Source organism: Rhizobium sp. T1470, assembly GCF_042140505.1.
In the GTDB taxonomy this organism is placed as follows: Bacteria; Pseudomonadota; Alphaproteobacteria; order Rhizobiales; family Rhizobiaceae; genus Rhizobium; species Rhizobium favelukesii.
The window spans coordinates 661,458-688,156 of record NZ_CP148092.1; the positions used below are offsets into that span (position 1 = coordinate 661,458).

Consider the following 26,699-nt stretch of genomic DNA (forward strand, 5'->3'; position numbering starts at 1 on the left):
CTGACAATGCAAGAAAGGATTGCCAAAGTCGCTTCCCGGGGCGACCGCACTACCGGTTCCGAATGGGGTCGGCGGCGGCCTGAACAAGCTCTCGGTGGGTGACCGGGGCAATGCGATATGACTATGGCTGCAATGGAATTCCTGCCGGTTCTTTTCATGATCGCCGGAATTGTTCTGGTGACGGGGGCAACGCTGTTTGTCTCCTCGCTTTTGCGTCCGTCCAATCCCTATCCCGAAAAGAACATGCCCTATGAATGCGGCATGGACCCGGCTGGCGAGGCCGCCGGGGGCCGTTTCAGGGTGCAGTTCTTTCTGCTCGCGATCCTGTTGGTGGTCTTTGATGTCGAGACCATGTTTCTCTTTCCCTGGGCTGTTGTCCTGAAAGACATCGGTCTGGTGGGTTACGTCGAGATGTTCGTCTTCATGTTGCTGCTAATTGTGGGTTTCGCCTACGCCTGGCTGAAGGGAGCACTGGAATGGGAGGCGTAAACAATGCGATCCGCGACAGCGTGCTGTTTACCACGGCCGACAGTATCATCAGCTGGAGCCGGGCGTCGGCGCTGTGGCCCGAGACCTTTGGCATTGCCTGTTGCGCCATCGAGATGATCGCGGCGGGATGCGCGCGCTACGATCTCGACCGGTTCGGCGTGGTGTTCCGGCCTTCGCCGCGCCAGTCCGATGTGATGATTATCGCCGGCACCGTGACCCGGAAGTTCGCGCCCGTCGTGCGCCGGCTCTATGATCAGATGCCGGAGCCGCGCTGGGTGATCGCAATGGGCACCTGTGCGATCTCGGGCGGGGTCTACAACACCTATGCCGTGGTGCAGGGGTCAGAGACCTTCGTGCCGGTCGACGTGCATGTGCCCGGCTGTCCGCCACGGCCCGAGGCGCTGATGCACGGCTTCCTGCTGCTTCAGGAGAAGATCAAGAGGTCTCGCGCGCTGGCCGGGACGCCTCTGGATCGGGTTGCAGCCTCATGAGCGTGGAGTTGCCTCTCAATCGCGCTCTGATCACGCAGCATTTCGAGGGAACAATCGAGGATCTCGGCGCGGCGCACGGCATTGACGTCTTTGCAGTGCCACCTGAGAAGATCGTCGCGTTCTGCCGGTTCCTGAAAGAGCATGAGGCGCTGCAGTTCAACTTCCTTTCAGACATCTGCGGGGTTGATCATTATCCCGACACGCCGCGGTTCGAGGCGGTGTATCACCTCTATTCACTACCCAACAAGTGGCGGGTTCGCATCAAGTGCCGGCTTGGTGATCCGCCGCATGTCCCTTCGGTGACGGGGGTCTGGCGCACCGCCAACTGGCATGAGCGCGAGGCCTGGGACATGTATGGCATCAGGTTCGAGGGGCATCCCGATCTGCGCCGGATCTACATGTGGGAAGGCTTCGAGGGCTTTCCCCAGCGCAAGGATTTCCCCCTAAGGGGCTACAAGGACAAGCTGAACCCCTTCGGGGCCGAAGGTCCGCCGCCAACACAGCCCGACCTCGCCACCAGGGACATTCCGCAAGGAGGCCGTTCTACGCCGGAAAATTGAGATGACCGAAGTCACAGAGCTCAGCAGGCCGGACGGGGAAGCGCTCACGACCAGGGAAGTGCTTCTCAACCTCGGCCCGCAGCACCCCAGCACTCATGGGGTTCTTCGCCTCGTCCTCGAACTGGACGGCGAGTACGTCGAGCGCGTGGACCCGCATATCGGCTACCTCCACCGGGGCACCGAAAAGCTCGCGGAGAGTTTCACCTACACCCAGATATTCCCGCTCACCGATCGGCTCGATTATCTCTGCCCGCCGTCGAACAACCTGGCGTTTGCGCTGGCGGTGGAGAAGCTCCTCGGCATAGAAGCACCGGTGCGGGCGCAGTACATACGCGTGATGATGGCTGAGCTGGCGCGGATCTCCGGTCATCTCCTGATCACCGGCGCGCTGCCGATGGATCTGGGTGCAATGACCGCGCTGCTTTACGTCATGCGCGAGCGCGAAATGATCATGGACCTGCTCGAAATGATTAGCGGTGCAAGAATGCACACGTCCTTCTGCAGGGTCGGTGGCGTACGCGAGGATCTGCCTGACGGTTTCCTTCCCAAGATCAGGGAGTTCTGCGACATCTTCCCGAACCGGATCCGCGACTATGAGCGATTGCTCGAAGATAATAGGGTGTTCCTCCACCGCACGAAGGGGATCGGCGTGATCTCCGGCGAAGACGCTGTCGATCTGGGTCTCAGCGGCCCGAACCTGCGTGCCTCCGGGGTCGACTGGGATATCCGCCGCGACGAACCTTACGAAATTTACGACCGGCTCGATTTCAATGTCATCACGCGCAAAGAGGGCGATTGCTACGCACGCTGGCGGTGCCGTGTCGACGAGATGCGTGAAAGCATCGCGATTATCGAGCAATGCATCGACCAGATGCCGGAGGGACCATTCCAGATCGACATGCCGACGATCGCGTTCCCGGTGGACAAGGAGCGTGTGCATTGCTCGATGGAAGCTTTGATCCAGCATTTCGACCTGTCGGCCTACGGCTTCAAGGTACCCAAGGGCGAGGTCTACTCGGCGATCGAGGCGCCCAAGGGTGAACTGGGGTTCTACATCATTAGCGACGGATCGCCGAAACCGTTCCGCATGAAGGTGCGAGCACCGTCTTTCGTCAACCTTCAGGGCCTATTCGGGGTCACCAACGCGCGCTACCTGGCGGACATGATCGCCGTGCTCGGCAGCCTCGACCCCGTGATGGCGGAGGTGGATAAGTAACAAGGGAATTGGATGCGATGACTATGCGCCAAAAGATCGAAGAGGCGGCGGCGCGCTATCCGGACCAGCGCTCGGCGATCATGCCCGCGCTCCTGATTGCCCAGGAGGAGCACGGCCATCTGCCCGGCCCGGTGCTGGAAGAGGTCGCCGACATTCTCGGCGTTGAGCGCATCTGGGTTTACGAGCTGGCGACCTTCTACACACTCTTCCATACCGAGCCGGTGGGCCTATTCCACCTGCAACTCTGTGACAATGTTTCCTGCATGCTGTGCGGATGTGAGGATCTGCTGGAGCATCTGGAAACGGCGCTTGGGATCAAGAAGGGCGATACCACCCCGGACGGGCTGTTTACGCTTTCGACCGTCGAGTGCCTCGGTGCCTGCGAGATGGCTCCGGTGCTGCAGGTCGGCGATGATTACCACGGCGACCTTGATGTGGCGCGGATCGACGCGCTGCTGGACGATCTCCGGGCGACGGTGGGCCGGGTCAAGAGCGTTGTCGACGACGCCGCGACGCGACCGCCAGGGAAATAGCGCCATGTTCGAGCCGGTTCTTCTCAAAAATGTAGACATGCCGGATGGCCATTTGCTGTCAACGTACGAGGCCGGCGGCGGCTATCAGGCGCTGCAAAAGGTGCTGCGCGAGTACACACCAGATGAGGTCGTCGATCTGATCAAACGGTCCAACTTGCGCGGTCGCGGCGGTGCGGGATTTCCAACCGGCATGAAATGGAGTTTCGTGCCGAAGCGGGCCGACAGGCCGAAATATCTGTGCTGCAACGCCGATGAGGGCGAGCCGGGCACCTTCAAGGACCGGATCATCATGGAGCGCGACCCGCACCAGCTCATCGAAGGGCTGGCGGTCAGCGCCTACGCGATTGGGGCCGAAACCGCCTATGTTTATATCCGCGGAGAATATGTGACGGCGATTCGTCGCCTCAAGCAGGCAATCGCCGAGGCTCACGAAAGCGGTTTTCTCGGAACGCGCGTTCTGGGCTCGGATTTCAATTTCGCCGTACACATTCACTGCGGTGCCGGTGCCTATATCTGCGGCGAGGAGACCGCAATGCTCGAATCGCTCGAAGGCAAACGGGCGCAGCCGCGCCTGAAGCCGCCGTTCCCGGCGGTCGAAGGGCTCTACGCCAGCCCGACGGTCATTAACAACGTCGAGACGCTCGCTTGCGTGCCGCATATTGTGATGCGGGGCGCGGACTGGTTTCGCGGCATCGGCCCGAACAAGAGCCCTGGTCCGAAACTCTACTGCCTCAGCGGGCAGGTGCGCAAACCCGGCCTTTACGAGCTGCCGATGGGTATACCGCTGCGCGAACTGGTCGAAGACCATGGCGGCGGGCCGCTGCCGGGGCGCAAGATCAAGGCCGTGATCCCCGGCGGTGTCTCGGCGCCGGTCATCGCGGCGTCCGGGCTGGACGTTGGGATGGACTTTGATTCGCTTGCCGCCGTCGGCTCAATGCTCGGTTCGGCCGGGGTCATCGTGATCGACGACCAGACCTGCATGGTCAAGGTCGCCACCCGGATCATCGAGTTCTTCCACCACGAGTCCTGCGGCAAATGCACGCCTTGCCGCGAAGGGCTGAACTGGGTCGTGAAAGTGCTGCGCCGGGTCGAGTCCGGGCAGGGGGCGCCTGGCGATCTGGAACAGCTGCAGGCGCTCTGCAAGGGCATTTTCGGCAATACGTTCTGCGCTCTTGGCGACGGCGCGGCTATGGGGCTGCGCGCAGCACTGAAGCATTTCGAGGATGAATTCGTCGCCCATATCGAAGAGCGCAGGTGCCCGTTTCATTGAGGTGCGCGAGAAGAAGATCGCGAGGAGGCCATGGTTAGCATCACGATCGATGAACAAACGCTGGAAGTGGAAGCTGGCTCTACGGTGCTGCAGGCCGCCGAGCGTTTGGGCATCGACATCCCGACGTTCTGTTACATGAAGCGGCTGCCGCCGCTCGCCTCGTGCCGCATGTGTCTGGTGGAGATCGAAGGGCAGCGGCGCTTGCAGCCCTCCTGTGCCACGGTGGTCACGGACGGCATGGTGGTGCGGACAGATACGCCTTTGATCGAGGAAACGCGCTCGTCCATGCTCGACATGCTGCTCGCCAACCACCCGCTCGACTGCCCGATATGCGATAAAGGCGGCGAGTGCGAGCTGCAGAACCAGGTGATGGCTTATGGGCCGCGCGAAAGCGGGTTTCGTGATGCCAAACGTGTGTTCCACTCCCAGGACATCCGCCTCAGCCCGGTCATCATCATGAACGTCAACCGCTGTATCCAGTGCCAGCGCTGCGTGCGGATGTGCGAGGAGGTGGTCGGCGCGGTCGCCTTGGGCACGGTCGAAAAAGGCATGGACACCGCCGTGACCGGCTTCGAGGGCAGTCTTGCGAGTTGCGACCAATGCGGCAATTGCGTCGAGGTCTGTCCAGTCGGCGCGCTGATGAGCTTCCCTTATCGCTACAAGGCGCGGCCCTGGGATCTCGACGAGACCGACACGGTCTGCCAACATTGCGGCACCGGCTGCCAGCTGACGGTCGGCACCCGCAAGGGCGAGTTCATGCGGGTCCGCTCGAAGTGGGACGAGGGGCTCAACCGCGAAACGCTCTGCGTGCGGGGGCGCTTCGGACTCGATTTCGTCGCGAGTCCGGGCCGGATCAAGCGGCCGATGGTCCGCCGAGATGGCGCCCTCGTTGCGGTTTCTTGGGACGAAGCGGGCAACTACCTGCGTCAGCGTCTGTCGGGCGTCGAGAAAAAGGCCGCGGGCGGGCTTGCCTCGCCGCGTCTTCCCAACGAGGTGCTTTATCAGTTCCAGAAGCTGATGCGCACGGTGTTCCGGACAAACAATATTGACTGCTCGTCGCGCTGGTCAACGCCCGTCGAGACGTTGGGTCCGCTGCTGGCGGGCTTCTACACCCGCGCCCCGCTTCAAGAGGTGATCGGCGATGCCTGCGTGCTCGTGGTCGGCGGCAACGTGACCGAGGAGAACCCGGTCACCGAGTACCTCCTGCGCGATGGTGCACGCCGGCGCCAGACCGGATTGCTCATGCTCTCGGCGCGGCCGTCGCGCCTGGAGGCCGATGCACGGGCAGTCGTTCGCGTTTTGCCGGGCGGTGAGGCCGCGAGCCTTGCCGCGGTGGTGGCCGCGCTCGTGGCTGCGGCCGGTGAGGACCTGCCGGAAGACGTTCTTGCCGACATCGTCGCGACAACCGGTTGGCAACCCGCCGCCACCCATGGTGAGAAACAGGACCCTCTGGTCACGGCGCTTCTGGGGGGCGCGCGCGTCACCGTGCTTGTCAGCGTCGAAGTCCTTCGCTCACCACACGCGCGCGCGGCCCTGCAGCAGCTTAACAACCTTTTGCAGGTTCTCAGCCTGCTCGACAAGGACCCGAAGATGCAGTTCCTCTTCGATCGTGCCAACCAGATGGGCGCCTGGGATATGGGGGTTCTGCCGGCGGCCTTGCCGGGGCTTGCCGCGCTCGCCGATGGCGCGGCGCGCGCCACTCTCGAGCGGGCCTGGCGCGCCGAGATCCCATCTGAGACAGGCGCGGATTTCGACGCCATGCTGGAACTCTGCGACCAGGGGCAGATGGGCGCGCTCTATATAGCCGGAAGCGACCCCCTGATGTCGTATCCCGACCGGGCGTTCGTTAAGCGCGCACTTGCAGCCGCAGATCTCCTGATCGTGCAGGACGCGTTCCTCACGGATACGGCAGGACTGGCTGACGTGGTGCTGCCGGCCGCGACGTATGGCGAGGAATCGGGCACTTTTACCAACAACGAAGGCCGGGCCCAGAGGGTCTGCAAGTTCCGTGAGCCGGTCGCCGAGGCAAGAGGTAATCTGGAGATCTTCGACTTTGTCGCAGCACTTCAAAGCCACGCGCTGCTGCCATCGGTTCAATCCGAGATTTTCGACGAGATCGCCCGGCTGGTTCCCGCTTACGTGGGCCTGACCCAGGATGGGCTTGGCGCCGACGGAGCATTCACCAAGGCGGCTGTTGCGCCGCCGGTTGGCGCCTTTTTCGCCCCGCCGCCTCTGCCCATTGCAACCGACCGGCTGATGCTGGTCACTGGCAACTGCCTGTTCCACAATGGATATCTTTCCGAGCGCTCGGAAATCCTCAACACGGTCGCCGATGACCCCTATGTCGAGATGGGTGCGTGGGACGCCGCACAACTTGGCCTCTCGGATGGCGATCAGGTGGTCGTGCGATCCGCCCAGCGCGAACTGACGGCGAAGCTCAAGGTCGACAGGCGCTTTCCTCGGGGGCTCGTGTTCGTTCCCGAAAACTACAGAGCCCTGCGTCTCAATGGGCTGATGCGGCGGGGCGAGTATCCATGTCCGGTGGACGTTCAAAAGGCGCGCGCGGCAGTCGAGATCACTACTGTCGCCGGAGCCTGGGCGGGAGCCGAGACCCTCGCTGAAGACACCGCCGGTCGCTCGCCCGAACCTGACGGGTCTGGTCAGTGATATCTGGCCCCGCAGATATAATCCTGCAACTCCTGCTCGGTGAGCTGCGCTTCGTCGAGCCTATGTTTGACCACATCACCGATGCTGACCACGCCGACAACGTCGTCCCCATCCATGACCAGCACATGACGCGTACGCCGCTGCGTCATGATCTCCATCGCGACGGGCAGCAAATCCCGTGTCGAACAGGTCGCTACATTGCGGTTCATGATGTCCACGACCCGCATCGTCGCCGCCTCGGCGCCGTATTCCGCCACGGCATTGCAGCAGTCCCGCTCCGATAATGTACCCAGGTATTTGCCGTTCGGTTGGCTGACGACGACGAAGCCGATATTGTTGTCGCGAAACAGCCTCAAGACTTCCACCATCGTCTGATTGCGACTGACCGCGATGACACCGACACCCTTGTTCTTCATGATTTCGCCGACAAACATCTGAGCCTCCTGTCTGCGCGCTGCGGTTTGACAGCTGGTGCGCGTTTACGTTCGCCGGATATTCCGCCACCAGTTGTAGCCCTGCGTTTCTTTCGTCTCGACGAGCACGTCCTTCTTGGTGTTCAGGCGCGCGGCAATCACGCCGCCGCCGGTCGCGGCCTTGCCCGGCTTGCTAAGTAGATCGTCACGTCCGACCACGAGGTCACGCGAGGAAAAACTCGAGAATTCGTACTGCTGGCCAAGCGCGATCGCGTCCGCCGGGCAGGCATCCTCGCAAAGGCCGCAGAACAGACACCGTGCCGTGTCGATCTCGAATTTTGCCGGATGACGGTTGCCCTTCTCGTCCTCGTAGGGGACGACTTCGATGCAGTCACAGGGACAAATCCGCGCGCAGAGTTCGCAGGCCACGCATTTGATCTCGCCCTCTTCGTCGCGCGTCAGAAAGTGATGCCCGCGGTAACGCGAGTAGGGCAACCATTTTTCCTTGTCCGGATATTGCATGGTCACGGATCTGGAGAACATGTAGCTGAAGGTCAGCGCCAAGCCGCTCGCCAGATCGGCGAAGAACGTCCAGCCGATCCATGTCCCAATGCTGTTTCGTGCGCGCGACATCGGCGCCCCACTACGGAGCCGTTGCGGCCCCTAAAAGAAAATAAGACCAGTTATGATTATGTTCGCCATCGACAAAGGAAGCAAGACTTTCCATCCGATCGCCATCAGCTGGTCGTAGCGGTAGCGAGGGAACGTGAAGCGGAACCATATGAACAAGTAGACGAAGAACGCCACCTTGAGCAGAAACCACAGGAGGGGTGGCAAAGGGATCAGCACGCCGTTCCAGCCGCCGAAGAACAGGATCACCACGAGGACCGACACCAGCAAGACGATGGCATATTCGCTGATCATGAAGAACGCAAACCGGATACCACTGTATTCGGTGTGGAACCCGGCGCCGAGATCGCCTTCCGCTTCCGCCAGGTCGAAAGGAATGCGCTGTGCCTCGGCCAGTCCGGCGACGAAAAACACGAAGAATCCGATCGGTTGGTAGACGATGTTCCAGACATCGGCTTGCGCTCGCACGATTTCGAGCAGGCTCATGGATTGCGCCAACATGACCACGCCGATCACCGCAAACCCCATGGGGATCTCGTAGCTTATCATCTGGGCGCAGGTCCTCAGGCTGCCCAGGACAGCGTATTTGCTGTTAGCGGCCCAGCCGCCGAAGATAACGCCATACACCTCGATCCCGATCACCGCGAAGACGAAAAGGAGCGCCACATTCATGTTGGAAACGTAGAGCGTGACTTCGGCGCCGAGGACCGAGACAGTTTCGCCGAAGGGGATCGCGACGAATACGACAAAGGGCGGAGCGAGCGCCAGGATGGGAGCCACCTTGAACAGCAAGCGATCAGCCTCGGCCGGGATGTGGTCCTCTTTGGTTAAAAGCTTGATTCCGTCCGCCATCGGTTGCAGCAGCCCGTGCCACCCAACGCGCATCGGCCCCATCCGTTGCTGCATGTGTCCGGCGATCTTGCGTTCCAGCCAGGTTAGAGGCAAGGGCAGCAGCAGCAGCATTGCAATCAGCAACGCGACCTTGACGACGATCAATCCGATGATGACGATGAGTTCCATGGTCCGCGGCTATTTGTTCACGGTTTGAAACACCGACCGGACTGGATCCGGCTATGCACTGCGTAGTTTGCGCATTTGTCAGGCTACAGGATACAACGATGGCGCACGCCATACAATGCGACCACACTTATGTGGTCGCAGCGATGCTTTCGGTCGCACCGCCGCGCTTGATCAGGCAGCCCCAGCGATCGAGCGCCTCGGCGCGCGATCGGACAACCTTTAAGGGGACCGCCCGTGCATGACTTGGCCGGGCGGCCGCCCGGCACGGCGAACGGCAAGGCACGGATCGATTTTCAGATCGAATGTCGCTGGAGACACGGATCGCGAGGGTCGTTACACATCTGCCTCTTGAAACATCCCGCGACTACACCAGAACTTTAGCGTGTGCGTTGGCCAGCAGCAGCGGCACATTCAGGAGCCACCGATGCTTTTGTTAGATAGAACGCGCCTTATTCTATTCACCCAGATCGTCGCTGTTGGCTTGGCGCTCGTTGCCTGTAACGAGCAGGGTACTCAACGAAAGGCGGGCGCCGACGCAAAGCCGGAAGTCAGTGCGGTCACGCTGCATCCACAATCTGTGACGATAACGGCAGAGGTCCCGGGCCGGACCGCAGCGTCGCTCATTGCCGAAGTCCGCCCGCAGGTCGGAGGCATTATCCGGGCCCGCAATTTCAGGGAAGGCAGCGAGGTCAACGCTGGAGACGTTCTCTACGAGATCGATCCCAGCGCCTATCAGGCAGCCTTCGACAGTGCGGTCGCGGGGCTGCAGAGAGCCGAGGGTGCTGTTCCCAGTGCCCAGGCCAAGGTAGACCGATATCAGGGTCTGACCTCCCAGTCAGTCGTCAGCAAGCAGGATCTCGACGATGCGCTATCAACACTGGCGCAAGCGCAGGCCGATGTCGCCTCGGCCAAAGCCGCGCTCGAGACGGCCCGCATCAATCTCGACTATACAAGGATTCGCGCGCCGATCTCGGGCCGCATCGACGCATCATCAGTGACAGTGGGCGCGTTGGTGACGGCTGAGCAGACGACGGCGCTCGCGACGATAAATCAGCTTGACCCGATCAACGTCGATGCCACCCAATCCAGTGCAAACCTATTGGCGGTCCGCCGAGCGATATCCGAGGGGCGGATAAAGATCGTCGGCAACAACGTCTCGGTCAACCTTAGGCTTGAAGATGGATCGAAATACCCCCTGCCTGGAACCTTTGAATTCTCTACAGCCGCTGTTTCGCAGACACTGGGCACCGTGACTGCGCGCGCCACCTTCCCAAATCCCGACCGACTTCTTCTGCCCGGCATGTATGTCCGGGCAACAATCGAAGAGGGGATAGCGCCCAACAGCTTTCTCGTGCCTCAGCGAGCTGTCACACGTGATGCGAAGGGCCAGCCACTCGCATTGTTTGTGTCTTCAGATGGAAAGGTGCAGAGGCGGACGCTTTCAGTACAAAGAAGCGTCGGCAATAGCTGGCTCGTTGCAGAGGGTATAACTGACGGCGACCGTGTCATCGTCGAAGGTCTGCAGCGTGTGCGAGACGGGCAAGATGTCAAGGTCGATGATGTGGTGATCGATGATGCGACCGGTCAGATCAATCAGGCAGCCGACACAAGCGCTGCTCCTGTGAAGCAAGCGGCCAACACTCCTGTTCCCAAGTGAGGTGATCACGTGTCCCGGTTTTTCATTGCCAGGCCGGTGTTTGCCTGGGTCATCGCAATCGTCATCATGCTCGCGGGCATTTTGTCGATCACAACACTTTCCATCTCTCAGTATCCGCAGATTGCGCCAACAACGGTCAGGATATCCGGAAACTATCCGGGCGCCGACGCACAAACGGTCGAAAACTCGGTAACGAAGGTCATCGAGCAGGGTATGACCGGCATCGACAATCTCGACTATATGGCATCGACATCCCAGTCGACTGGTCAGGCGTCGATATCGCTCACCTTCACCAGTGCGGCAAATCCCGACGTGGCCCAGATGCAGGTGCAAAACAAGCTGCAGCTTGTCCAGGCACAACTGCCACAAAGCGTTCAAAACACTGGGCTGACGGTCACCAAATCCACATCCAACTTCCTAATGGTCATTGGTTTTGTCTCAACCGACGGGAAGCTGACGTCAACTGATCTCGCCGACTATGTCAACAGCTCGCTGAACGACACGCTGAAGCGGGTTGCAGGCGTTGGCGACACGCAGCTTTTCGGCTCGGGATATGCCATGCGCATCTGGGTGGATCCTGACAAGCTCGCGAAGTACTCGCTGATGGTCAGCAACGTCACCGCTGCTATCGAAGCGCAAAACACGCAGGTTGCCGCCGGTCAGATCGGTGCACTGCCGCAGCGCAAGGGCCAGCAACTCAACGCCACGGTTACTGCCAAGAGCCGCCTCCAGACGCCTGAGCAGTTCCAGAACATCATTCTCAAAAGCGACAGCAACGGCTCGCTCGTTCGTCTCAATGATGTCGCGACCGTGGAAATAGGCGCGGATAGCTACTCCAGCTTCAGTACCTACAACGGCAAACCCTCAGCCGGTCTTGCTATCAACCTGGCCTCCGGCGCAAATGCGATTGACACGGCTGAGGCCGTTCAGGCGACGGTCGACAGCCTGCGGGGGACCTTGCCGCCCAACGTCGAGGTTGTTTACCCATACGACACGACGCCGTTCGTAAAGCTGTCGATCGAAGACGTCGTCAAGACCCTCATCGAAGCCATCGTGCTGGTCTTCCTCGTGATGTTCGTCTTTTTGCAAAATCTGCGCGCGACGATCATTCCGACACTTGCCGTACCGGTCGTGCTTCTTGGCACATTCGGGGTCCTTGCCTACTTCGGCTATTCGATCAACACGCTGACGATGTTCGGCATGGTGCTTGCGATCGGGCTTCTCGTTGACGACGCCATCGTCGTCGTCGAAAACGTCGAGCGCGTCATGGAGGAGGAGGATCTCTCGCCAAGGGAGGCGACCATAAAGTCCATGGACGAGATCACTGGCGCATTGATCGGCATCGCCACTGTCCTGTCTGCCGTGTTTATTCCGATGGCATTTTTTTCGGGCTCCGTCGGCATCATCTACCGCCAGTTCTCGGTGACCATCGTGTCGGCGATGCTGCTTTCCGTGATCGTCGCACTGATCCTGACCCCGGCGCTATGCGCGACCGTCCTGAAAAAACCCAGGCACGGCGCCAAACAGCGCGGCGTGTTCGGGTTTTTCAACCGCAACTTCGAGCGCGGTACAACAGCATATCAGCGCGGCGTTGGTGGCATGCTGCGGCGCAGCGCTTTGTTCCTTTGCATCTTTCTCCTGATCGCTGCTTGCGTCGGTTACCTCTTCACACGATTGCCGAGTTCGTTCCTGCCCGAGGAGGATCAAGGAATCCTCATCAGCAGCGTTCAGTTGCCGGTCGGCGCCACGGCGGATCGCACGCAAAAGGTGTTGCAGCAGGTTACCGACCACTATCTCAACGATGAAAAGGACTACGTCACCGGTGTCATGGCAGTCGTTGGATTTGGCTTTGGTGGCCAAGGCCAAAACGTCGGCATCGCCTTCGTGAAGCTGAAGGATTTTTCCCAGCGCAGTACTCCCCAATCGAAGGCGCAAGCCGTCGCAGGGCGCGCGATGGCGGCTTTTTCCAAGATCAGAGACGGCAACGTGTTCGCTTTGGCGCCTCCGGCCATACCCGGCTTCGGCAACAATGCTGGCTTCGACTTTTACCTCAAGGACATGAATGCAACTGGTCATCAGCCGTTGATCGACGTCAGAAACCAACTGCTCGCCGCAGCTGGCAAGAACAGCAAATTGAGCGGTACGCGACCAAACGGGCAGGAAGATTCGCCGCAATATTCCGTCGACATCGATCAGGAAAAGGCGAGTGCACTTAACCTCGATCTCTCAGATATCGATACGACGGTCTCGACAGCCTGGGGCGGCAACTACGTCAATGATTTCATCGATCGCGGGCGCGTCAAGAAGGTCTATGTACAGGCTGACAAGGAGTTTCGAATGCAGCCTGAGGACTTCGATCGTTGGTACGTCAAGAACTCCGGCGACGAGATGGTGCCGTTCTCAGCCTTCGCCAGCGGACACTGGAAGTTTGGGTCGCCGCGCCTCGAACGCTACAACGGTTCGTCTGCGGTCGAAATCCAGGGGGCTGCGGCCACAGGTGTTTCATCCGGCGATGCCATGAACGAGATCGATGATCTGGTCGCTCAGTTACCGGAAGGCTTCCGCCATGAATGGACCGGCCTGTCGGCGCAGGAGCGCCTCTCAGGAAACCAGGCGACCCAGTTGTACGCTATCTCCATTCTCGTGGTGTTTCTGGCGCTGGCGGCCTTGTATGAGAGCTGGTCGATCCCCGTCGCCGTCATGCTGTCGGTCCCTATCGGTGTCTTTGGGGCCTTGCTTGCCGCTATTTTGTTCGGCCAGACCAATGACGTCTACTTCAAGGTGGGATTGCTGACGACAATTGGCCTCGCAGCCAAGAACGCGATCCTGATTGTCGAATTTGCGATCGACCAGCAAAAAACCGGCAAGGATCTCTTCGCGGCCACGCTTGAGGCCTCCCGGCAGCGTCTGCGGCCGATCCTCATGACCTCGTTGGCCTTTATTCTCGGGGTTTTGCCACTTGCGATTGCCAATGGCGCCGGATCCGGCAGCCAGAACTCAATCGGTATCGGTGTGATGGGCGGTATGATCTCGGCAACGGTCATCGGGATATTTTTTATCCCGCTGTTATTTGTCAGTGTCAGGCGCGTCTTCAAGGGCAATGTTCCCGACGTAGCCAAGCGCCCGGAACCCGAAACCGTCGAGATCAAGGCCTAAATTGGCCGGCGCTCAGCGCGGTATCGGCAACCGGATGCTCTATCTCGTTTGCAGACGATGGAATGCGCGACCTCGCTTCATATCAGCGTCGGAGAGCAGCGATGAACTCGACAGCCCGCGACATTAGCTCTTTCAGGTCGGCCCGACCGACTTCTAAGTGCGGCTTCCTCATCGAGACACCCCGATTTTTGAAGAAATCGAGGTTGAGACAAAGTGCACCGGCGAAACTCTTTTCGCTGGCAACGACCCTGTTGAAATCTTGTCTTTCGTCAATGTTTCGGGTATATATCCTGATATAAATCGGAGATCATTGATGGGTAATACCGCGCAGAAAAGAGCGATCGAAAACTACCGAGGGCGTCTCACGCAACGAGGTTTCAAGCGATTGGAAGTCATGGCACTTGAATCGGACCGTGAACTGATACGTGCGTTGGCACGGCACCTAGCGGAGGAAGGGCCGGATGCAGAGCAGGCGAGACAAACCGTGAAAACGCTTGTTGAGGGCGCACCGCCTAAAACAGGAGGGATCCTGGCCGCATTGCGTCGATCGCCCCTTGTTGGAGCTGAACTCGATGTTTCGCGCCCGCGCGAAGAGGGGCGCAGGGTCGATCTGTGACACGCTATCTCCTCGATACCAACGTCATCAGCAACGTCGTAAAGCAAAAGCCGTCGGAATCGCTGCTGGCATGGTGGGCAGAGCAACGCGACGAAAATCTGTACATAGCCTCCCTAACGGTTGCGGAGATTAGGCGTGGCATCCTTGAAAAGCCACGTGGGAAGAAGCGCGACGCTCTCGATGCGTGGTTCTCTGGTCCCGAAGGGCCGCAAGGTTTGTTCGCGGGACGCGTCCTGCCCTTCGACGACAAGGCCGCACTGATTTGGGCTCGCCTGATGGCCGATGGCAAGTCAGCTGGCCGGCCTCGTAGCGGGCTCGATATGATCGTGGCCGCAATTGCAGGCGCGAATGATTGTGTGGTGGTTACGGACAACGAAAAGGATTTTGCCGGCACCCAGTTCATCAATCCCTTGCGGAACCGAGTGGGACCATGATCGCGACGAGAGATCGGGGGAAATTGACCAATCTTTTGAGCGGACTCCTGTGTCCCCGAATCTTCCGACCATTCCGTCGGACACTGGGGTAATCCCACGGCGAAATCAGCACTTGATCGCCTTCGGCGAGCGGTATCCCGAAAATCGCGGTCGAAAGATCCTCGGACGAGTTCCGGCTGAGCGCAATCTCATCGGCTGTGCAATCAATCATTGCGAATATTTGGCTGTTGATACCTGACCGGGGGTGGTAGCCGAACCGCGTAGTGCGGTGGCAGGGATCAAATCGTTCAGTCGCCTGCATATCCAACGATGCCCTTGATCTCAGTGAACTCATGTAGCCCGAACTTGCCGTATTCACGGCCGTTGCCCGACCGCTTGTAACCGCCGAAGGGGGCGGCACCATCCCATGCCGGGCCGTTGAGGCGAACACTGCCGGTGCGCAATCTGCGTGCCAGCGTCCGCGCTTCCGACTGAGCGCCATGGATGAAGGACGCGAGGCCATATGGCGTGTCATTAGCAATCGCCATCGCATCGTCCTCGGTTTCGTAGCCGATGATGGAGAGCACCGGACCGAAGATCTCCTCGCGCGCGATCGTCATCGAATTGGTCACCCGCGAAAACACGGTCGGGCGCACATAGTAACCCGAACTGAGATGCGATGGCCGACCGGGACCGCCGGCAGCTAGCTCCGCTCCTTCCGCGATACCCTTCTCGATCAGCGCCTGGATTTTTTCGAACTGGGTAGCGCTTGCGACCGGTCCGATGTCGGTACGAGGATCGGATGGAGGACCCACGACGAGCGCTGCTGCTTCTCGCGCCGCGACAGCGCTTGCTTCGTCCATACGCTCTACAGGTACGAGCATCCGCGTCGGCGCGTTGCACGACTGACCAGAATTGGCAAAGCAGCGGCGAACGCCGGCCCTGACTGCGCCGGCAAGATCGGCGCTTCGCAGTATGATATTCGGTGACTTGCCGCCGAGTTCCTGATGTACCCGTTTGACGGTGGGCGCTGCTGCCAGCGCAACGGCAATACCGGCGCGCGTTGAGCCAGTGAAGGACACCATGTCGACGTCCGGATGGCTGGCCAACACCGCGCCGACCGTCGGGCCGTCACCCTGAACCAAGTTGAAGACCCCCTTTGGCACGCCAGCCTCATGCATGATCTCGGCCAAAATGACAGCGTTGAAGGGAGCGATCTCAGACGGCTTGAGCACCATTGTACAACCGGTCGCAAGTGCGGGCGCGACCTTGCAGACGATCTGGTTGATTGGCCAGTTCCAGGGTGTGATCATTGCGACGACCCCAATCGGTTCATGGACGATTCGGGTTGAGCCCTGCATGTATTCAAAGTCGAATGTCTTGAAGGCGCGGATGGTCTCCTCGAAATGGGCCGCGCCGAGGCCGGCCTGTTCTGCCCGGGCCATGATGAGCGGCGCTCCCATCTCGCGCGAGATCATGTCGCCGATCTCATCTTTGCGACGCTTCACGATTGTAAGAACCCGCTTCAGCAACGCCAGCCGATCATCCTTCGTCGTCCTAGAAAAGCCGGCAAAGGCATTGCGCGCAGCTTTGATCGCTTTTTCTGCATCCGCTGCGCTACCGATCGCAATCGTCCCGATCACCTGCTCGGTCGATGGATCAATGACGTCGTGCTTCTTTAGTGTCTCGGGCTCGACCCATTCACCGTCTATGTAGAACCTGTGTGCGTTCTTCATGGGGTTCTCCGTGGATGTGTGGAAATTGGCTTTGCTGGCGGAAACGGAATGCGTCCCTCGGCATTCATGATCTGGGGGAGCTGGTTTGACATTGAGCGCGGTCGTACGGAATGGTTTCGTTCTTCAACTCAGGCCCCGATTTCCATGCGCCGCCGCTCAGAAATCAGCCACTTTCCCCCAGGCAGATGTTAAGAAGCGGTCTGGATGGTAGGGCCGAGGGTCGACGATCGGCTCATCGCCGGTGACGATATCGGCAATCAGGTGACCTGCGCCGGGACCGATGCCGAAGCCGTGACCGCTGAAGCCGGCGGCTAACACGAAGCCGGGAACGGTCGCTATTTCGCCGATCCCCGGCACTCCATCGGGGGTACTGTCGACATAGCCTGCCCAGGTGGCAGCGATCTTGGTGTTCTTCAAAGCCGGCAATAGTTCCAGTGCGCGCAAATGGGTGGTGCGAATGGTCTGCTTATCGATGGCCGGATCGAGGATGCGCATGCGCTCCATCGGCGTGGGTGCGTCCAGCCGCCAGCGTGCCAGTGTCTCATGCCCTGAGCGAATTCCCTGCAATCCACCCGGTGCCAGGCTGCGCCAGCGCCGGACGAACATGGGCAGGAACTGGGGCGCGAAGCGCAGCTGTTGCGGCGTCAGATCGACGCGCCCGCCGCCGCTGATTGCCAGGGTGTAGCCGCCGTCGCTGCGACGGGTGACAGAAACGGCCGTCGTGTGTAGCGCATCGGGCAGGCCAGTGGCGCCGGGCGAGACCGAAAGGATCGAAGAGCGGATAGAGGCCTGCGGAAAGCGGATGCCAAGCTGGTGGCAGAAGGAGGACGCCCAGGCACCGCCGGCAAGCACCGCGATTTTGGTGCGAATGGTGCCGTGTTCGGTGACAACGCCGCAGACGCGGCCGCCCTCCGTCTCGATACCGCGGGCGGCGCAGGATTGGTGGACTGTTCCTCCGAGCTTGAGGGCCGCGGCCGCGACGGCGGGCGCCGCGGACCCCGGATCGGCGGTGCCGTCGGTCGGCGAAAAGACTCCACCCTTCCAAGGCTTGCCGGTCGCGCGGCCGCGCTCCGTCGCTTCGACACTGTCGAGCATATGGGTGGTGACGCCGGCGGTGCGGGCAAAGTCGCGCCACCGCGCCCAGCCGGCCAGTTCTTCGTCACTGTTGCTCAAATAGAAAAGCCCGCAGCGGCAAAAGCCCGTATCCTCTCCCGTTTCGGCGGCGAAGCTCTCCCATAGATCGAGGCTCTTTGTTGCCATCGGAAGTTCGCGAGCGTCGCGGTTTTGCTGGCGACACCAGCCCCAGTTGCGGCTCGATTGTTCTGCGCCGATCCGACCTTTTTCAACGAGCGCTACCGTCAATCCGCGCCTCGCCAAATAATAGGCTGCAAAGACGCCGACGATGCCGCCACCGATGATCACCGCGTCCGCTTGAGCGGGCAACTGCGGAGTGGTCGCGACAAATTTCAGCGGTGCAGGCATGGCATGGTCTCCGTTTCGCACGCAGTCTAGCGGTTTCTCCGCTGCAGCGTTGCCGGACTGTCGCCGATGGCAGCAGAAAATTCTGTCTTCCCGGAGCTGCTCGGGCCTTTGTGCTTCGGCGCAAGAGGCAAAATGACATCGACACATCCGACCTTTGTGCTAGGTTCGGCGCAATGTGTTTCGCAGCATAATCTGCTGTGCGATTGGCCAAGACAGAGAATTCGAAGAGGTGCCGCATGAAGCTCGACAGGATCGACATCAAGATTCTCTACGAACTACAAAAGAACGGACGCATCACCAACGTCGAACTTGCGGAGCTTGTTGCTCTGTCGCCGAGCCCCTGCCTGATGCGGGTGAAAAAGCTGCAGTCGGAGGGTTATATCGGAGGCTATTCTGCGCAGATCAATGTCGGCAAACTGGGCCAGACGCTCACTGTATTCACGGAGATCACACTGAAAAACCACCGGCAGATAGACTTTGCCCGGTTTCTCGCCGCGATCGAGAAGGTTGACAATGTGATCGAGTGCCACCTCGTATCTGGCGGGTACGACTATCTGCTGAAATTCGTGACTGCCGGTATTGGCGAATACCAAACCATCATGGAACGCCTGACTGACATGGATGTCGGCATCGACAAATATTTCAGCTTCGTCGTTCTAAAGTCGCCGATCGTAAAAGCCCACATGCCACTGACCAGCCTGTTTCCGATGTAAGGCTGTGTCGTTTTGAACATGACGCGCAGGCGCTTCAGCGCCGGCAATAGGCCCGAACCAACTCGGCATCCTGTTGAAGACCGTCAAGCCAGGTGGGGTCGAGCTTCGGCACCGACGAGAACAGCAATTGCGAATAGGGGTGCTGCGGCGTCTTGACCTTGGCCGGCATGATTTCCTCGACCTTTCTGCCGCCATACATCACAACGATCTCGTCGCAGATCGCCTCGACCACGGACAAGTCGTGACTGATAAAAATGTAGGAGAGTCCGAGGTCGCGTTGCAAGTCCTTGAGGAGGTCGATGACGGCGGCGGCGACAACCGTATCGAGTGCCGAGGTGATCTCGTCACAGAGGATCAACTTCGGGTCAGCGGCCAATGCGCGGGCAAAGTTCACGCGCTGCTTCTGGCCGCCGGAAAGCTCACCCGGGCGCCGGTGGCGCAGATTGCGCGGTAGGCGCACCATATCGAGCAACTCGTCGATGCGGGCGCTGCGCGCCTTTCTGTCCATGCGGTGGTAGAAGACAAGGGGCCGGTCCAGGATATCCTCGACCGACTTTGCCGGATTGAGCGCGGTGTCAGCATATTGAAAGACGATTTGCATCTGGCGCAGCTGGTCGCGTGAGCGCTCGCGTGCGCTGCGAGAGAGTTCCTTGCCGTCGAAGACGATCTTGCCGACGGCGGCCGGCAAGATGCCGGCTATGGCGCGGGCGAGCGTCGACTTTCCGCAACCGGATTCCCCGATGATGCCAAGGTTGCGACCTTTCTCCACCTTGAGGCTCACATGCTCCACAGCCCGCACGAGCGGCAGCCCGTCGGTCTGGCGCTGACCATAACCGGCGACCAGGTCTTCGATCTTCAGAAGCGGAGCAGGCGAAGTCGGTGCGGCGGCGACAGGCCCGCGCGACTTTGGCTCGAAGGCGGCGAGCAGTTCGCGCGTGTAGGGATGCTTTGCTTCGTTGAGGATCTCTTCGGTGGTGCCGGTCTCCTTCGCCTCGCCACCTTTCAAAACGACGATGCGATCGGCAATCTGGGCGACGACAGCAAGATCATGCGAGACATAGACGCCTGCGATCCCGCCCTTCTTCATGACTGCCTTGAAGGCGCGCAGAACCTCGATCTGCGTGGTAACGTCGAGTGCGGTGGTCGGTTCGTCGAAGATGACGAGCTTGGGGTCGCCGATCAGGGCCATGGCAGCCGCAAGCCGCTGCAACTGTCCGCCGGAGACTTGATGCGGATAACGGCTGCCGATCGTATCGGGTTCGGGCAGGGACAGCGCCCGGAAGAGCTCGACGGCGCGCGTGCGGGCCTCGTCGGGCGACATCAGCCCATGGATGCGGGTGACCTCGATGACCTGGTCCATGATGGTGGTTGCCGGGTTGAAGGCGGCGGCCGCCGATTGCGGTACGTAAGCGACCTCGGTGCCGCGTACCTTGGCACGCTGCTTTTCCGAAAGTGCGACCATGTTCTTGCCGGCGACCGATACAATGCCGCCGGAAATGCGGCAGCCTGGGCGGGCGTGACCCATCAACGTCAATGCGATCGTCGTCTTTCCCGAACCGCTTTCCCCAATCAGGGCGACTATCTCGCCCTTCGCGACGGCCAGGCTAACGCCCTTGATGATTTCGACGTGGCGCCCGGAATCGGTGGTTGCTTCGACCTTCAGGTCACAGATTTCTACAAGGTTGGTCATCACTCGCTCCGATCGCGGATCTTGTGCGGCAGGTTATCGATCAGGAGGTTCACGCTGATCGTGAGGCTGGCGATCGCAAGCGAGGGGAACATAACGGCCGGTGCTCCAAAAGGCAGACCGCCGATGTTCTCGCGCACAAGTGCACCCCAGTCGGCATAAGGCGGCTGAACACCGAGGCCGAGGAACGAGAGCCCGGAGAGCAGGAGAACGATGAAAACGAAGCGAAGCCCCAGATCTGCGAGCACCGGCCCAACGATGTTGGGTAGGATCTCGGATCGAGTGAGATAGAGGGTGTTCTCCCCGCGGATGCGCGCGACAGTGATGAAGTCCATCGCGTTAATGTTGACGGCAAGTGCGCGAGCGAAGCGATAGGATCCGGGAATGTAGATGACCGACAGCGTCAAGATCAGCACCGGGATCGAGGAGCCGACGGCCGCGACGACCACAAGGCCGAACAGCTTGCTTGGGATCGAATTCAGCGCGTCGAGGACACGGCTCAAGATCGTATCAATCCAGCCTCCGGTGACGGCGGCGATCATGCCAAGAACCACGCCACTGAAACAGGCAATCGTCACGGCTGCGAGCGAGATACCGACGGTATAGCGTGCGCCCATCAGGATTCGCGAGACCATGTCGCGGCCGAGATAGTCCGAGCCCAGCCAAAGATCACGGCTCATCGGACCGAAATAATCGACATCAACGATCTCACCGACCGGGTAGGGGATTATAAGCGGTGCAAAGATTGCAACGAGCGCCCAGGACAGGATGATCGCAAGGCCGATCATGCCCACGATGTTGAAGCGATAGCCAAACCGGATTCCGGATTTCCGCAGGGGTGTCGAAGTGCTTGAAGGCGTCATTGTCATCGGAGCCTCGGATTGGAAAGAATGGCGATGATGTCGGCAGCCGTGATCAGGATCAGGTAGCCGAGGCAGAAGATCATCGCGCAGCTTTGGATCAGCGGCAGGTCGCGGGTGGCAACAGCATCGACCATGAGCTTGGCAATCCCTGGATAGTTGAAGATCGTCTCAACGATGATGACGCCGCCCAGTAGATATGAGAGCGAGAGCGCAACGGCATTGACGATCGGCCCGAGCGCATTGGGCAAGGCGTGACGGAAGACGATGCGCGGCCGGGAGGCGCCCTTGAGTAGCGCCATCTCGACGTAAGGCGTATTGAGCGTCTCGATGACTGCGGCGCGCGTCATCCGGATCATCTGCGCCGAAACGACGAATGTGAGCGTGATCACCGGCATTGCATAGACACGTAGCATATCGCTCAAGCTATGGATCTCGTTGGCGAAGGACAGCGCCGGCAGCCACTTTAGATAGACGGCGAAGATCAGCACGGCGGAGGTCGCGACCATGAATTCCGGGACGGAGATCACCCCGATTGTCAAGATGGTGACAATCCGGTCATAGAGCGAGCCGCGAAGCATGGCAGCCGTGATTCCGAGCGAAAGGGCGATCGGGACCGAGAACAAGGCGGTCACGCCGGCAAGCTTCATGGTGTTGATGAAACGTCCGGCAATAAGCTTGGCAACCGGCATCTCATTGGCATAGGAGGTCCCGAGATCGCCATGCAACAAGCCGACAATCCAGCGCAGGAAACGGAAGAGCGCCGGCTCGTCGAGGTGCATTGCGTTGCGCAGACCTGCAACGGCCTCGGGTGTGGCGGCCTGGCCGAGAAGGATCGTTGCCGTGTCTCCCGGCAGCAGTGTCGTCGCGAAGAAGACGGCGAAGGAGACGATCAACAATGTGACCACGGCGATGAGCAGTCTCCCCAGGACAAGGGATAGGACGGGGTTGTTCACGCGCGTTCCCTTTCAACGTTCGACATCGTTTTCCGCATCGGAAAAAAGCCCGGGGCTACAGCAGTGCGGCTGCAGCCCCGTGGCCGGTTGCGTCGTCAGGCTTCCAGCCAGACGTATTCCGCAAAGGCATAGCCCATCTGGCCACCAAGCGGGTTCGCTTCGAGGCCCTTGAGTTTGGCAGTCGTGGCATCGACGTTCGAAATATAGGCCGGAATGATCGTGCCAGCTTCTTCGGCGACCATGACTTGCATTTCGTTGTAGATGGCCTTTCGTTTGTTCTGGTCGAGCGAGCCGCGCGCTTCGATCAGCATCTTGTCGAACTTCTCCGACTTGTATTGGCTCTCATTCCACGGCGCTTCTGAAGCGTAGAGCAGCGAGAACAGGATGTCCGGTGTCGGGCGCGGGTTGATATTGCCGAAATGGACGGGTGCCTTCAGCCAATAATTGTCCCAATAACCGTCGGATGGAACGCGCTGGACGTCAAGCTTCATGCCGATTTCGGCACCGGCGGCCTGGATGATCATCGCCATGTCGATTGACGACGTCGCCGCGTCGGAGGCGATCACCGGGACCGACTGACCAAGAACGCCGGCCTTTTCGAAATGGAACTTGGCCTTTTCGGGATCGAATGCGCGCGCCTTCAGATCTGCATTGCGATAGAAATTCGCGGGGGAAACCGGCTGGTCGTTGCCGACCTCACCCAAGCCCCGAAGCGCCGACTTGACGATCTGCTCGCGGTTGACGAGATACTTCATACCTTCGATGAAGTCTCGCTTGCTGCCGGGCTCCATGTCGAGTCGCATGTTGAGATTGGTGTAGTTGCCAGACGTCGTCTTCGACAGGACGAAAGCGTCTGCCTGTGTCTCGACCAAACGCATCGAGCGGGGATTGATCGAGGCGGCAAGATGAATGTCGCCCGAAAGCAGTGCGTTGACGCGGGCATTGTCGTCGCTGATGGCGAAGTATTCGAACGAATCGACGTTCGGGCCGGATTTCCAGTAGTTCTTGTTCTTGATCCCGACCGACCGCACGCCGGGTTCGAAGACCTCCTTGACGAAGGCGCCCGTACCGTTCGCCTTCGAGAAGTCCGTCGTACCGTCGGCGACGACCATGAAGTGGTGCATCGACAGAATGGTCGGTAGGTCGGCGTTCGGATTTGCGAGCGTGATCTCGACGGTCTGTTTGTCGACTGCCTTGAAGCCCGTCATTTGGGCGGCGATCTTGGCGACCTTCGAACCGACGGCCGGTCGAGATGGCGCTTCAGCGAAAAGACGACGTCGTCGGCCGTCAGCGGCTTACCATCGTGGAAAGTAACGCCCTTCTTAAGCTTGACGGTCCAGGTTTTTGCATCCTTGGACTCGATTGTTTCGGCAAGCTCCATTTGCGGGACGCCGTTCTGGTCGAGGAAGGTGAGGCGATTGTAAAAGGAGCAGCAACGGACATAGTCAGTCGAGAGCGATGCCTTGGCCGGGTCGAGCGTATTGGCCGTCGAAGACGACCATCCCGCCGCCTTCAGCGCGCCGCCGGAAACGGGTGTGGCGGCGAGCGCCTGCGAGGCGCGAGAGAGGATGAGGCCCCCCGCCGACATCGCCACACCGCCGGCCAGCATCATGTGGAGTAATTCTCGACGCGTCGCGCCACGGCGAATGGCGTTTTCGACCCTTGTGTCGTCGGATGTGGTCCAGTTGGTAATCTTGTCGTTCATAGCATTCCCCTTTTCGTGGTTGGTTGGCGCGTCTTCGTCTTTCCGCAAAGTTCAGGCCAGGTTCTTTGAGATTCTCATTCAGCCCCGCGCGGCGGCCACTGCATTGGCGAGGCCCTTCAAGGATGTGAAGTGATAGTCGGGCTCGGTGAATTTGGCCGGCTCGATCGTGCCGCCATAGCCTTTCTGTCCGTGGCGGCGCTCAATCCAACAATTGCTCATCCCCAGCTCCCGCGAAATCCCAATGTCGTGGTACTGGCTTTGGGCGACATGCAGGATCTCGTCCTTTGAACTTCCTTCGGCGGCGACGAAGTCGAAAACCTTCTCGAAGAAGACGGGGTCCGGCTTTTCTGTGCCGGTTTCGTCGGCGGTGAAGGCGGCGTAAAACGGGCTTCCCAGTTCCTTCGCGAAGTAATCGAAGGCCCAGCGACGTGCATTGGTCATCGCCACCAGGCGGTAATCTTTGGCAAGTTGGGCCAGCGCTTCGGCGCTGTCGTCAAAGGCCTTCCAGCGTTTTGCGGAATCGCGCAGCCGCTCACCACACTTTCGCTCAACCGGCAGGCCGAGGTTTGGCGCGATCGCCAGATAGACGCGAATGAGATCATCCGGGAAGAGGTCGGCATCCCTGGAATAGCGCGCCGCGCGGTAAAGGCTTAAAGCCTCCTCGGCGTCCTCGGCGTCGATCACGACGCCCGCGTCTGCGGCGATGTTGGCGAGGCACTCCGTAAGACCACCCTCGAAGTCGATCAGCGTGCCGACGACATCGAAGGTCAGATACGTGAAGTCATGAAGGCTCTTGCCCATCGCAATTTCCCAGTTCTCGGCCTCCTGAGGGAACGCCGGCTTCGTGAAGAAGAATATTCTGTTCCCTGGCGAGGTGATTTTCCAGCTCTTGGTGAAAGGCCGGGATTTCTGGGATCCGGCCCTTTTTCTTGAACTGAGTTTGGCAGCTGTCCCAAACCAGAGTCTCCGAAAACAGGCTGTGGCGCGGCACAAAATACCGAAGATGACGGTTCCGCGACATATTGCGGCTCGGGTTTCTCAGGCCACAAGGGCCCGCCGGATATCGCTGTCGGCGAGCGTCTCGTCGAGCGTCCTGCGTGTACGCTCCACGATCGCGTCGATTTCCGCCTCCGTGCAACAGAGCGGTGGGGCGTAGCCGAGCACGCCATTGGCGAAGGCGCGGATGACGAGACCATTGTTCCAGGCGCGGTCGAAGATGCGGCGCGCCGGTTCTGCAGCGGCTGGAAGGGGAGTCTTGCGTTCCTTGTCGACGACGAGCTCGATGGCAGCCAACATGCCGCGGCCGCGGACGTCGCCGACGAGCGGATGGTCCTTCAGGCTCTCGAGCCCGGCCATCAGCCGCGCTCCGGCTCTGCGGCCGTTTTCCAGCAGTCCGTCTTCGTAGAGTCGTAGAACCTCCAGACCGACGGCGGCGCTGACGGGATGGGCCGAATAGGTATAGCCATGTCCGACGGCGGAGGCGCCGGCGCCATCGGCAATCGTCTGGTAGACGTGTTCCGACATGAACAGGGCACCCATCGGCACGTAGCCGGATGTGAGGCCCTTGGCGACCGTCAGGAGGTCCGGCACGATGTCATCCTCAGAACAGGCAAATAGCGGACCTGTGCGCCCGAAGCCGGTGATGACCTCGTCGGCGACAAAGAGGATATCGAGCTCGCGGCAAACGGCACGCATTGCCTTCATCCAGCCCTTGGGCGGCACGAGCACGCCGCCCGATCCCTGGATCGGTTCCGCATAGAATGCCGCAACGCGCTCGGCGCCGCCCAGTTCTTCGATCTTCTGCTTCAACGCGGCAATGGAAGCAGCGATGATGGCTTCGGGGTCGGTGCCGACCGGGTTGCGGTAGGCATAGTGGGACGGAATCTTGTGCTGCCAGTCGAATGGCAAGCCGAAACCAGCGTGAAAGGCGGGTAGAGCAGTAAGACCGGCTCCAACCGTCGAGGAACCGTGATAGCCTTGTTCGATGGAGATGAACTGGTCTTTCCCGGGTCGTCTGCGCGCATTCCAATAGTAGCGGATGAAGCGGATCGTGCTGTCGACCGCATCCGAACCGCCGAGCGTGAAATAGACGTGGTTGAGGTCTCCTGGCGCGCGATCGGCGAGTTCCGAGGCCAACCTGATTGCCGGCTCCGAGCCGAGGCCGAAATAGGCGGTTGCATAAGGAAGCTCCCGCATTTGCTTTGCCGCCGCCTCGACGATGCTGTCATGACCATAGCCAGCATTGACGCACCAAAGGCCGGCAAAGCCATCGATCAGTTGTTTGCCGTTCGCATCGGTGACTGTTGCACCAAAAGCCGATGTCAGGACCCGCACGCCCAGATTTTCGTGACCGCGATAGGAAGCGACCGGATGGATCAAATGCGCGCGGTCGAGTTCGATCAGGGAATTGCTAAACATGAAGGTCTCCG

Annotated in this window: 22 protein-coding genes and 1 pseudogene; 12 read left to right on the top strand and 11 right to left on the bottom strand. The window is 60.2% G+C overall.

Features of this window, described 5'->3' with window-relative positions:
* Positions 1 to 123: 123 nt before the first annotated feature.
* From WGT02_RS24370 to nuoG, 7 genes are read left to right on the top strand one after another with little or no spacing between them, the layout of a single operon-like run.
* Entirely contained in the window at positions 124 to 489 is a 366-nt protein-coding gene (locus WGT02_RS24370) for an NADH-quinone oxidoreductase subunit A (RefSeq protein ID WP_024315516.1), read from the top strand.
* Complete coding sequence (locus WGT02_RS24375) at positions 477 to 980, top strand: NADH-quinone oxidoreductase subunit B family protein (protein WP_024315515.1); 504 nt, start codon at positions 477 to 479, stop codon at positions 978 to 980. The genes WGT02_RS24370 and WGT02_RS24375 overlap by 13 nt, the downstream gene beginning before the upstream one ends.
* On the top strand, positions 977 to 1,540 hold the full coding sequence (locus WGT02_RS24380; RefSeq protein ID WP_024315514.1) for an NADH-quinone oxidoreductase subunit C: 564 nt from the start codon (positions 977 to 979) through the stop codon (positions 1,538 to 1,540). Before WGT02_RS24375 ends, WGT02_RS24380 begins: the two co-directional genes overlap by 4 nt.
* Position 1,541: 1 nt before the next feature.
* Positions 1,542 to 2,756 carry an NADH dehydrogenase (quinone) subunit D gene (nuoD, locus tag WGT02_RS24385; RefSeq protein ID WP_024315513.1) on the top strand — a complete coding sequence of 405 codons (1,215 nt, stop codon included), beginning with the start codon at positions 1,542 to 1,544 and terminating at the stop codon, positions 2,754 to 2,756.
* A gap of 17 nt (positions 2,757 to 2,773) precedes the next feature.
* On the top strand, positions 2,774 to 3,289 hold the full coding sequence (gene nuoE / locus WGT02_RS24390) for an NADH-quinone oxidoreductase subunit NuoE (RefSeq protein WP_208247137.1): 516 nt from the start codon (positions 2,774 to 2,776) through the stop codon (positions 3,287 to 3,289).
* A 4-nt stretch (positions 3,290 to 3,293) separates the two neighbouring features.
* On the top strand, positions 3,294 to 4,559 hold the full coding sequence (nuoF, locus tag WGT02_RS24395; protein WP_208247140.1) for an NADH-quinone oxidoreductase subunit NuoF: 1,266 nt from the start codon (positions 3,294 to 3,296) through the stop codon (positions 4,557 to 4,559).
* A gap of 30 nt (positions 4,560 to 4,589) precedes the next feature.
* Positions 4,590 to 7,226 carry an NADH-quinone oxidoreductase subunit NuoG gene (gene nuoG / locus WGT02_RS24400; protein WP_208247142.1) on the top strand — a complete coding sequence of 879 codons (2,637 nt, stop codon included), beginning with the start codon at positions 4,590 to 4,592 and terminating at the stop codon, positions 7,224 to 7,226.
* Here the strand turns inward: nuoG and WGT02_RS24405 are convergent.
* From WGT02_RS24405 to nuoH, 3 genes are read right to left on the bottom strand one after another with little or no spacing between them, the layout of a single operon-like run.
* Positions 7,220 to 7,660 (bottom strand): CBS domain-containing protein, encoded by a 441-nt coding sequence (locus tag WGT02_RS24405; protein ID WP_024315509.1) that lies wholly within the window; start codon positions 7,658 to 7,660, stop codon positions 7,220 to 7,222. The two genes, nuoG and WGT02_RS24405, sit on opposite strands and share 7 nt — an antisense overlap.
* Positions 7,661 to 7,705: 45 nt before the next feature.
* Entirely contained in the window at positions 7,706 to 8,272 is a 567-nt protein-coding gene (locus tag WGT02_RS24410; RefSeq protein ID WP_024315508.1) for an NADH-quinone oxidoreductase subunit I, read from the bottom strand.
* 30 nt (positions 8,273 to 8,302) lie between these two features.
* Positions 8,303 to 9,289 (bottom strand): NADH-quinone oxidoreductase subunit NuoH, encoded by a 987-nt coding sequence (gene nuoH / locus WGT02_RS24415; RefSeq protein WP_024315507.1) that lies wholly within the window; start codon positions 9,287 to 9,289, stop codon positions 8,303 to 8,305.
* A 424-nt stretch (positions 9,290 to 9,713) separates the two neighbouring features.
* Between nuoH and WGT02_RS24420 the strand changes: the two genes are divergently transcribed.
* The 4 genes from WGT02_RS24420 to WGT02_RS24435 all read left to right on the top strand — a co-directional run bounded on the left by WGT02_RS24420 (position 9,714) and on the right by WGT02_RS24435 (position 15,152).
* Positions 9,714 to 10,946, top strand: a complete 1,233-nt coding sequence (locus WGT02_RS24420; RefSeq protein ID WP_024315506.1) for an efflux RND transporter periplasmic adaptor subunit — start codon at positions 9,714 to 9,716, stop codon at positions 10,944 to 10,946.
* A gap of 9 nt (positions 10,947 to 10,955) precedes the next feature.
* Entirely contained in the window at positions 10,956 to 14,102 is a 3,147-nt protein-coding gene (locus WGT02_RS24425) for an efflux RND transporter permease subunit (protein ID WP_024315505.1), read from the top strand.
* 313 nt (positions 14,103 to 14,415) lie between these two features.
* A complete protein-coding gene (locus WGT02_RS24430) occupies positions 14,416 to 14,718 on the top strand; it encodes a hypothetical protein (RefSeq protein WP_024315504.1) in 303 nt (100 codons plus the stop codon).
* The gene (locus WGT02_RS24435) at positions 14,715 to 15,152 is read left to right on the top strand and encodes a PIN domain-containing protein (RefSeq protein WP_024315503.1); all 438 of its coding nucleotides are present in this window, start codon (positions 14,715 to 14,717) and stop codon (positions 15,150 to 15,152) included. Before WGT02_RS24430 ends, WGT02_RS24435 begins: the two co-directional genes overlap by 4 nt.
* Before the next feature lie 287 nt (positions 15,153 to 15,439).
* On the opposite strand, the gene WGT02_RS24440 is transcribed toward WGT02_RS24435, so the two are convergent.
* Both WGT02_RS24440 and WGT02_RS24445 read right to left on the bottom strand, forming a co-directional pair.
* On the bottom strand, positions 15,440 to 16,867 hold the full coding sequence (locus tag WGT02_RS24440; RefSeq protein WP_024315502.1) for an aldehyde dehydrogenase family protein: 1,428 nt from the start codon (positions 16,865 to 16,867) through the stop codon (positions 15,440 to 15,442).
* 156 nt (positions 16,868 to 17,023) lie between these two features.
* The gene (locus WGT02_RS24445; RefSeq protein WP_208247144.1) at positions 17,024 to 18,349 is read right to left on the bottom strand and encodes an FAD-binding oxidoreductase; all 1,326 of its coding nucleotides are present in this window, start codon (positions 18,347 to 18,349) and stop codon (positions 17,024 to 17,026) included.
* A 236-nt stretch (positions 18,350 to 18,585) separates the two neighbouring features.
* On the opposite strand from WGT02_RS24445, the gene WGT02_RS24450 reads away from it, so the two are divergent.
* Positions 18,586 to 19,062, top strand: coding sequence for an Lrp/AsnC family transcriptional regulator (locus WGT02_RS24450; RefSeq protein ID WP_024315500.1), 477 nt, complete (start codon positions 18,586 to 18,588; stop codon positions 19,060 to 19,062).
* A gap of 34 nt (positions 19,063 to 19,096) precedes the next feature.
* Here WGT02_RS24450 and WGT02_RS24455 read toward each other — a convergent pair whose 3' ends face one another.
* The 6 genes and pseudogenes from WGT02_RS24455 to WGT02_RS24480 all read right to left on the bottom strand — a co-directional run bounded on the left by WGT02_RS24455 (position 19,097) and on the right by WGT02_RS24480 (position 26,688).
* Positions 19,097 to 20,752 (bottom strand): ABC transporter ATP-binding protein, encoded by a 1,656-nt coding sequence (locus tag WGT02_RS24455; RefSeq protein WP_024315499.1) that lies wholly within the window; start codon positions 20,750 to 20,752, stop codon positions 19,097 to 19,099.
* Positions 20,752 to 21,618, bottom strand: a complete 867-nt coding sequence (locus WGT02_RS24460) for an ABC transporter permease (protein WP_208247146.1) — start codon at positions 21,616 to 21,618, stop codon at positions 20,752 to 20,754. Before WGT02_RS24460 ends, WGT02_RS24455 begins: the two co-directional genes overlap by 1 nt.
* On the bottom strand, positions 21,615 to 22,565 hold the full coding sequence (locus WGT02_RS24465; RefSeq protein WP_024315497.1) for an ABC transporter permease: 951 nt from the start codon (positions 22,563 to 22,565) through the stop codon (positions 21,615 to 21,617). Before WGT02_RS24465 ends, WGT02_RS24460 begins: the two co-directional genes overlap by 4 nt.
* Before the next feature lie 95 nt (positions 22,566 to 22,660).
* A pseudogene (locus WGT02_RS24470) lies at positions 22,661 to 24,270 on the bottom strand (ABC transporter substrate-binding protein).
* Positions 24,271 to 24,348: 78 nt separating this feature from the next.
* Positions 24,349 to 25,071, bottom strand: coding sequence for an HAD-IA family hydrolase (locus WGT02_RS24475; RefSeq protein ID WP_208247149.1), 723 nt, complete (start codon positions 25,069 to 25,071; stop codon positions 24,349 to 24,351).
* 237 nt (positions 25,072 to 25,308) lie between these two features.
* Entirely contained in the window at positions 25,309 to 26,688 is a 1,380-nt protein-coding gene (locus WGT02_RS24480) for an aspartate aminotransferase family protein (protein WP_208247150.1), read from the bottom strand.
* Positions 26,689 to 26,699 lie beyond the last annotated feature (11 nt).

What these genes read in the sequence shown, in the direction of transcription:
- WGT02_RS24370 (WP_024315516.1), top strand. Translation starts at nt 124, where the DNA reads ATGGCTGCAATGGAATTCCTGCCGGTTCTTTTCATGATCGCCGGAATT.
- WGT02_RS24375 (WP_024315515.1), top strand. Translation starts at nt 477, where the DNA reads ATGGGAGGCGTAAACAATGCGATCCGCGACAGCGTGCTGTTTACCACG.
- WGT02_RS24380 (WP_024315514.1), top strand. Translation starts at nt 977, where the DNA reads ATGAGCGTGGAGTTGCCTCTCAATCGCGCTCTGATCACGCAGCATTTC.
- nuoD (WP_024315513.1), top strand. Translation starts at nt 1,542, where the DNA reads ATGACCGAAGTCACAGAGCTCAGCAGGCCGGACGGGGAAGCGCTCACG.
- nuoE (WP_208247137.1), top strand. Translation starts at nt 2,774, where the DNA reads ATGACTATGCGCCAAAAGATCGAAGAGGCGGCGGCGCGCTATCCGGAC.
- nuoF (WP_208247140.1), top strand. Translation starts at nt 3,294, where the DNA reads ATGTTCGAGCCGGTTCTTCTCAAAAATGTAGACATGCCGGATGGCCAT.
- nuoG (WP_208247142.1), top strand. Translation starts at nt 4,590, where the DNA reads ATGGTTAGCATCACGATCGATGAACAAACGCTGGAAGTGGAAGCTGGC.
- WGT02_RS24405 (WP_024315509.1), bottom strand. Translation starts at nt 7,660, where the DNA reads ATGTTTGTCGGCGAAATCATGAAGAACAAGGGTGTCGGTGTCATCGCG.
- WGT02_RS24410 (WP_024315508.1), bottom strand. Translation starts at nt 8,272, where the DNA reads ATGTCGCGCGCACGAAACAGCATTGGGACATGGATCGGCTGGACGTTC.
- nuoH (WP_024315507.1), bottom strand. Translation starts at nt 9,289, where the DNA reads ATGGAACTCATCGTCATCATCGGATTGATCGTCGTCAAGGTCGCGTTG.
- WGT02_RS24420 (WP_024315506.1), top strand. Translation starts at nt 9,714, where the DNA reads ATGCTTTTGTTAGATAGAACGCGCCTTATTCTATTCACCCAGATCGTC.
- WGT02_RS24430 (WP_024315504.1), top strand. Translation starts at nt 14,416, where the DNA reads ATGGGTAATACCGCGCAGAAAAGAGCGATCGAAAACTACCGAGGGCGT.
- WGT02_RS24440 (WP_024315502.1), bottom strand. Translation starts at nt 16,867, where the DNA reads ATGAAGAACGCACACAGGTTCTACATAGACGGTGAATGGGTCGAGCCC.
- WGT02_RS24445 (WP_208247144.1), bottom strand. Translation starts at nt 18,349, where the DNA reads ATGCCTGCACCGCTGAAATTTGTCGCGACCACTCCGCAGTTGCCCGCT.
- WGT02_RS24450 (WP_024315500.1), top strand. Translation starts at nt 18,586, where the DNA reads ATGAAGCTCGACAGGATCGACATCAAGATTCTCTACGAACTACAAAAG.
- WGT02_RS24455 (WP_024315499.1), bottom strand. Translation starts at nt 20,752, where the DNA reads ATGACCAACCTTGTAGAAATCTGTGACCTGAAGGTCGAAGCAACCACC.
- WGT02_RS24460 (WP_208247146.1), bottom strand. Translation starts at nt 21,618, where the DNA reads ATGACAATGACGCCTTCAAGCACTTCGACACCCCTGCGGAAATCCGGA.
- WGT02_RS24475 (WP_208247149.1), bottom strand. Translation starts at nt 25,071, where the DNA reads ATGGGCAAGAGCCTTCATGACTTCACGTATCTGACCTTCGATGTCGTC.
- WGT02_RS24480 (WP_208247150.1), bottom strand. Translation starts at nt 26,688, where the DNA reads ATGTTTAGCAATTCCCTGATCGAACTCGACCGCGCGCATTTGATCCAT.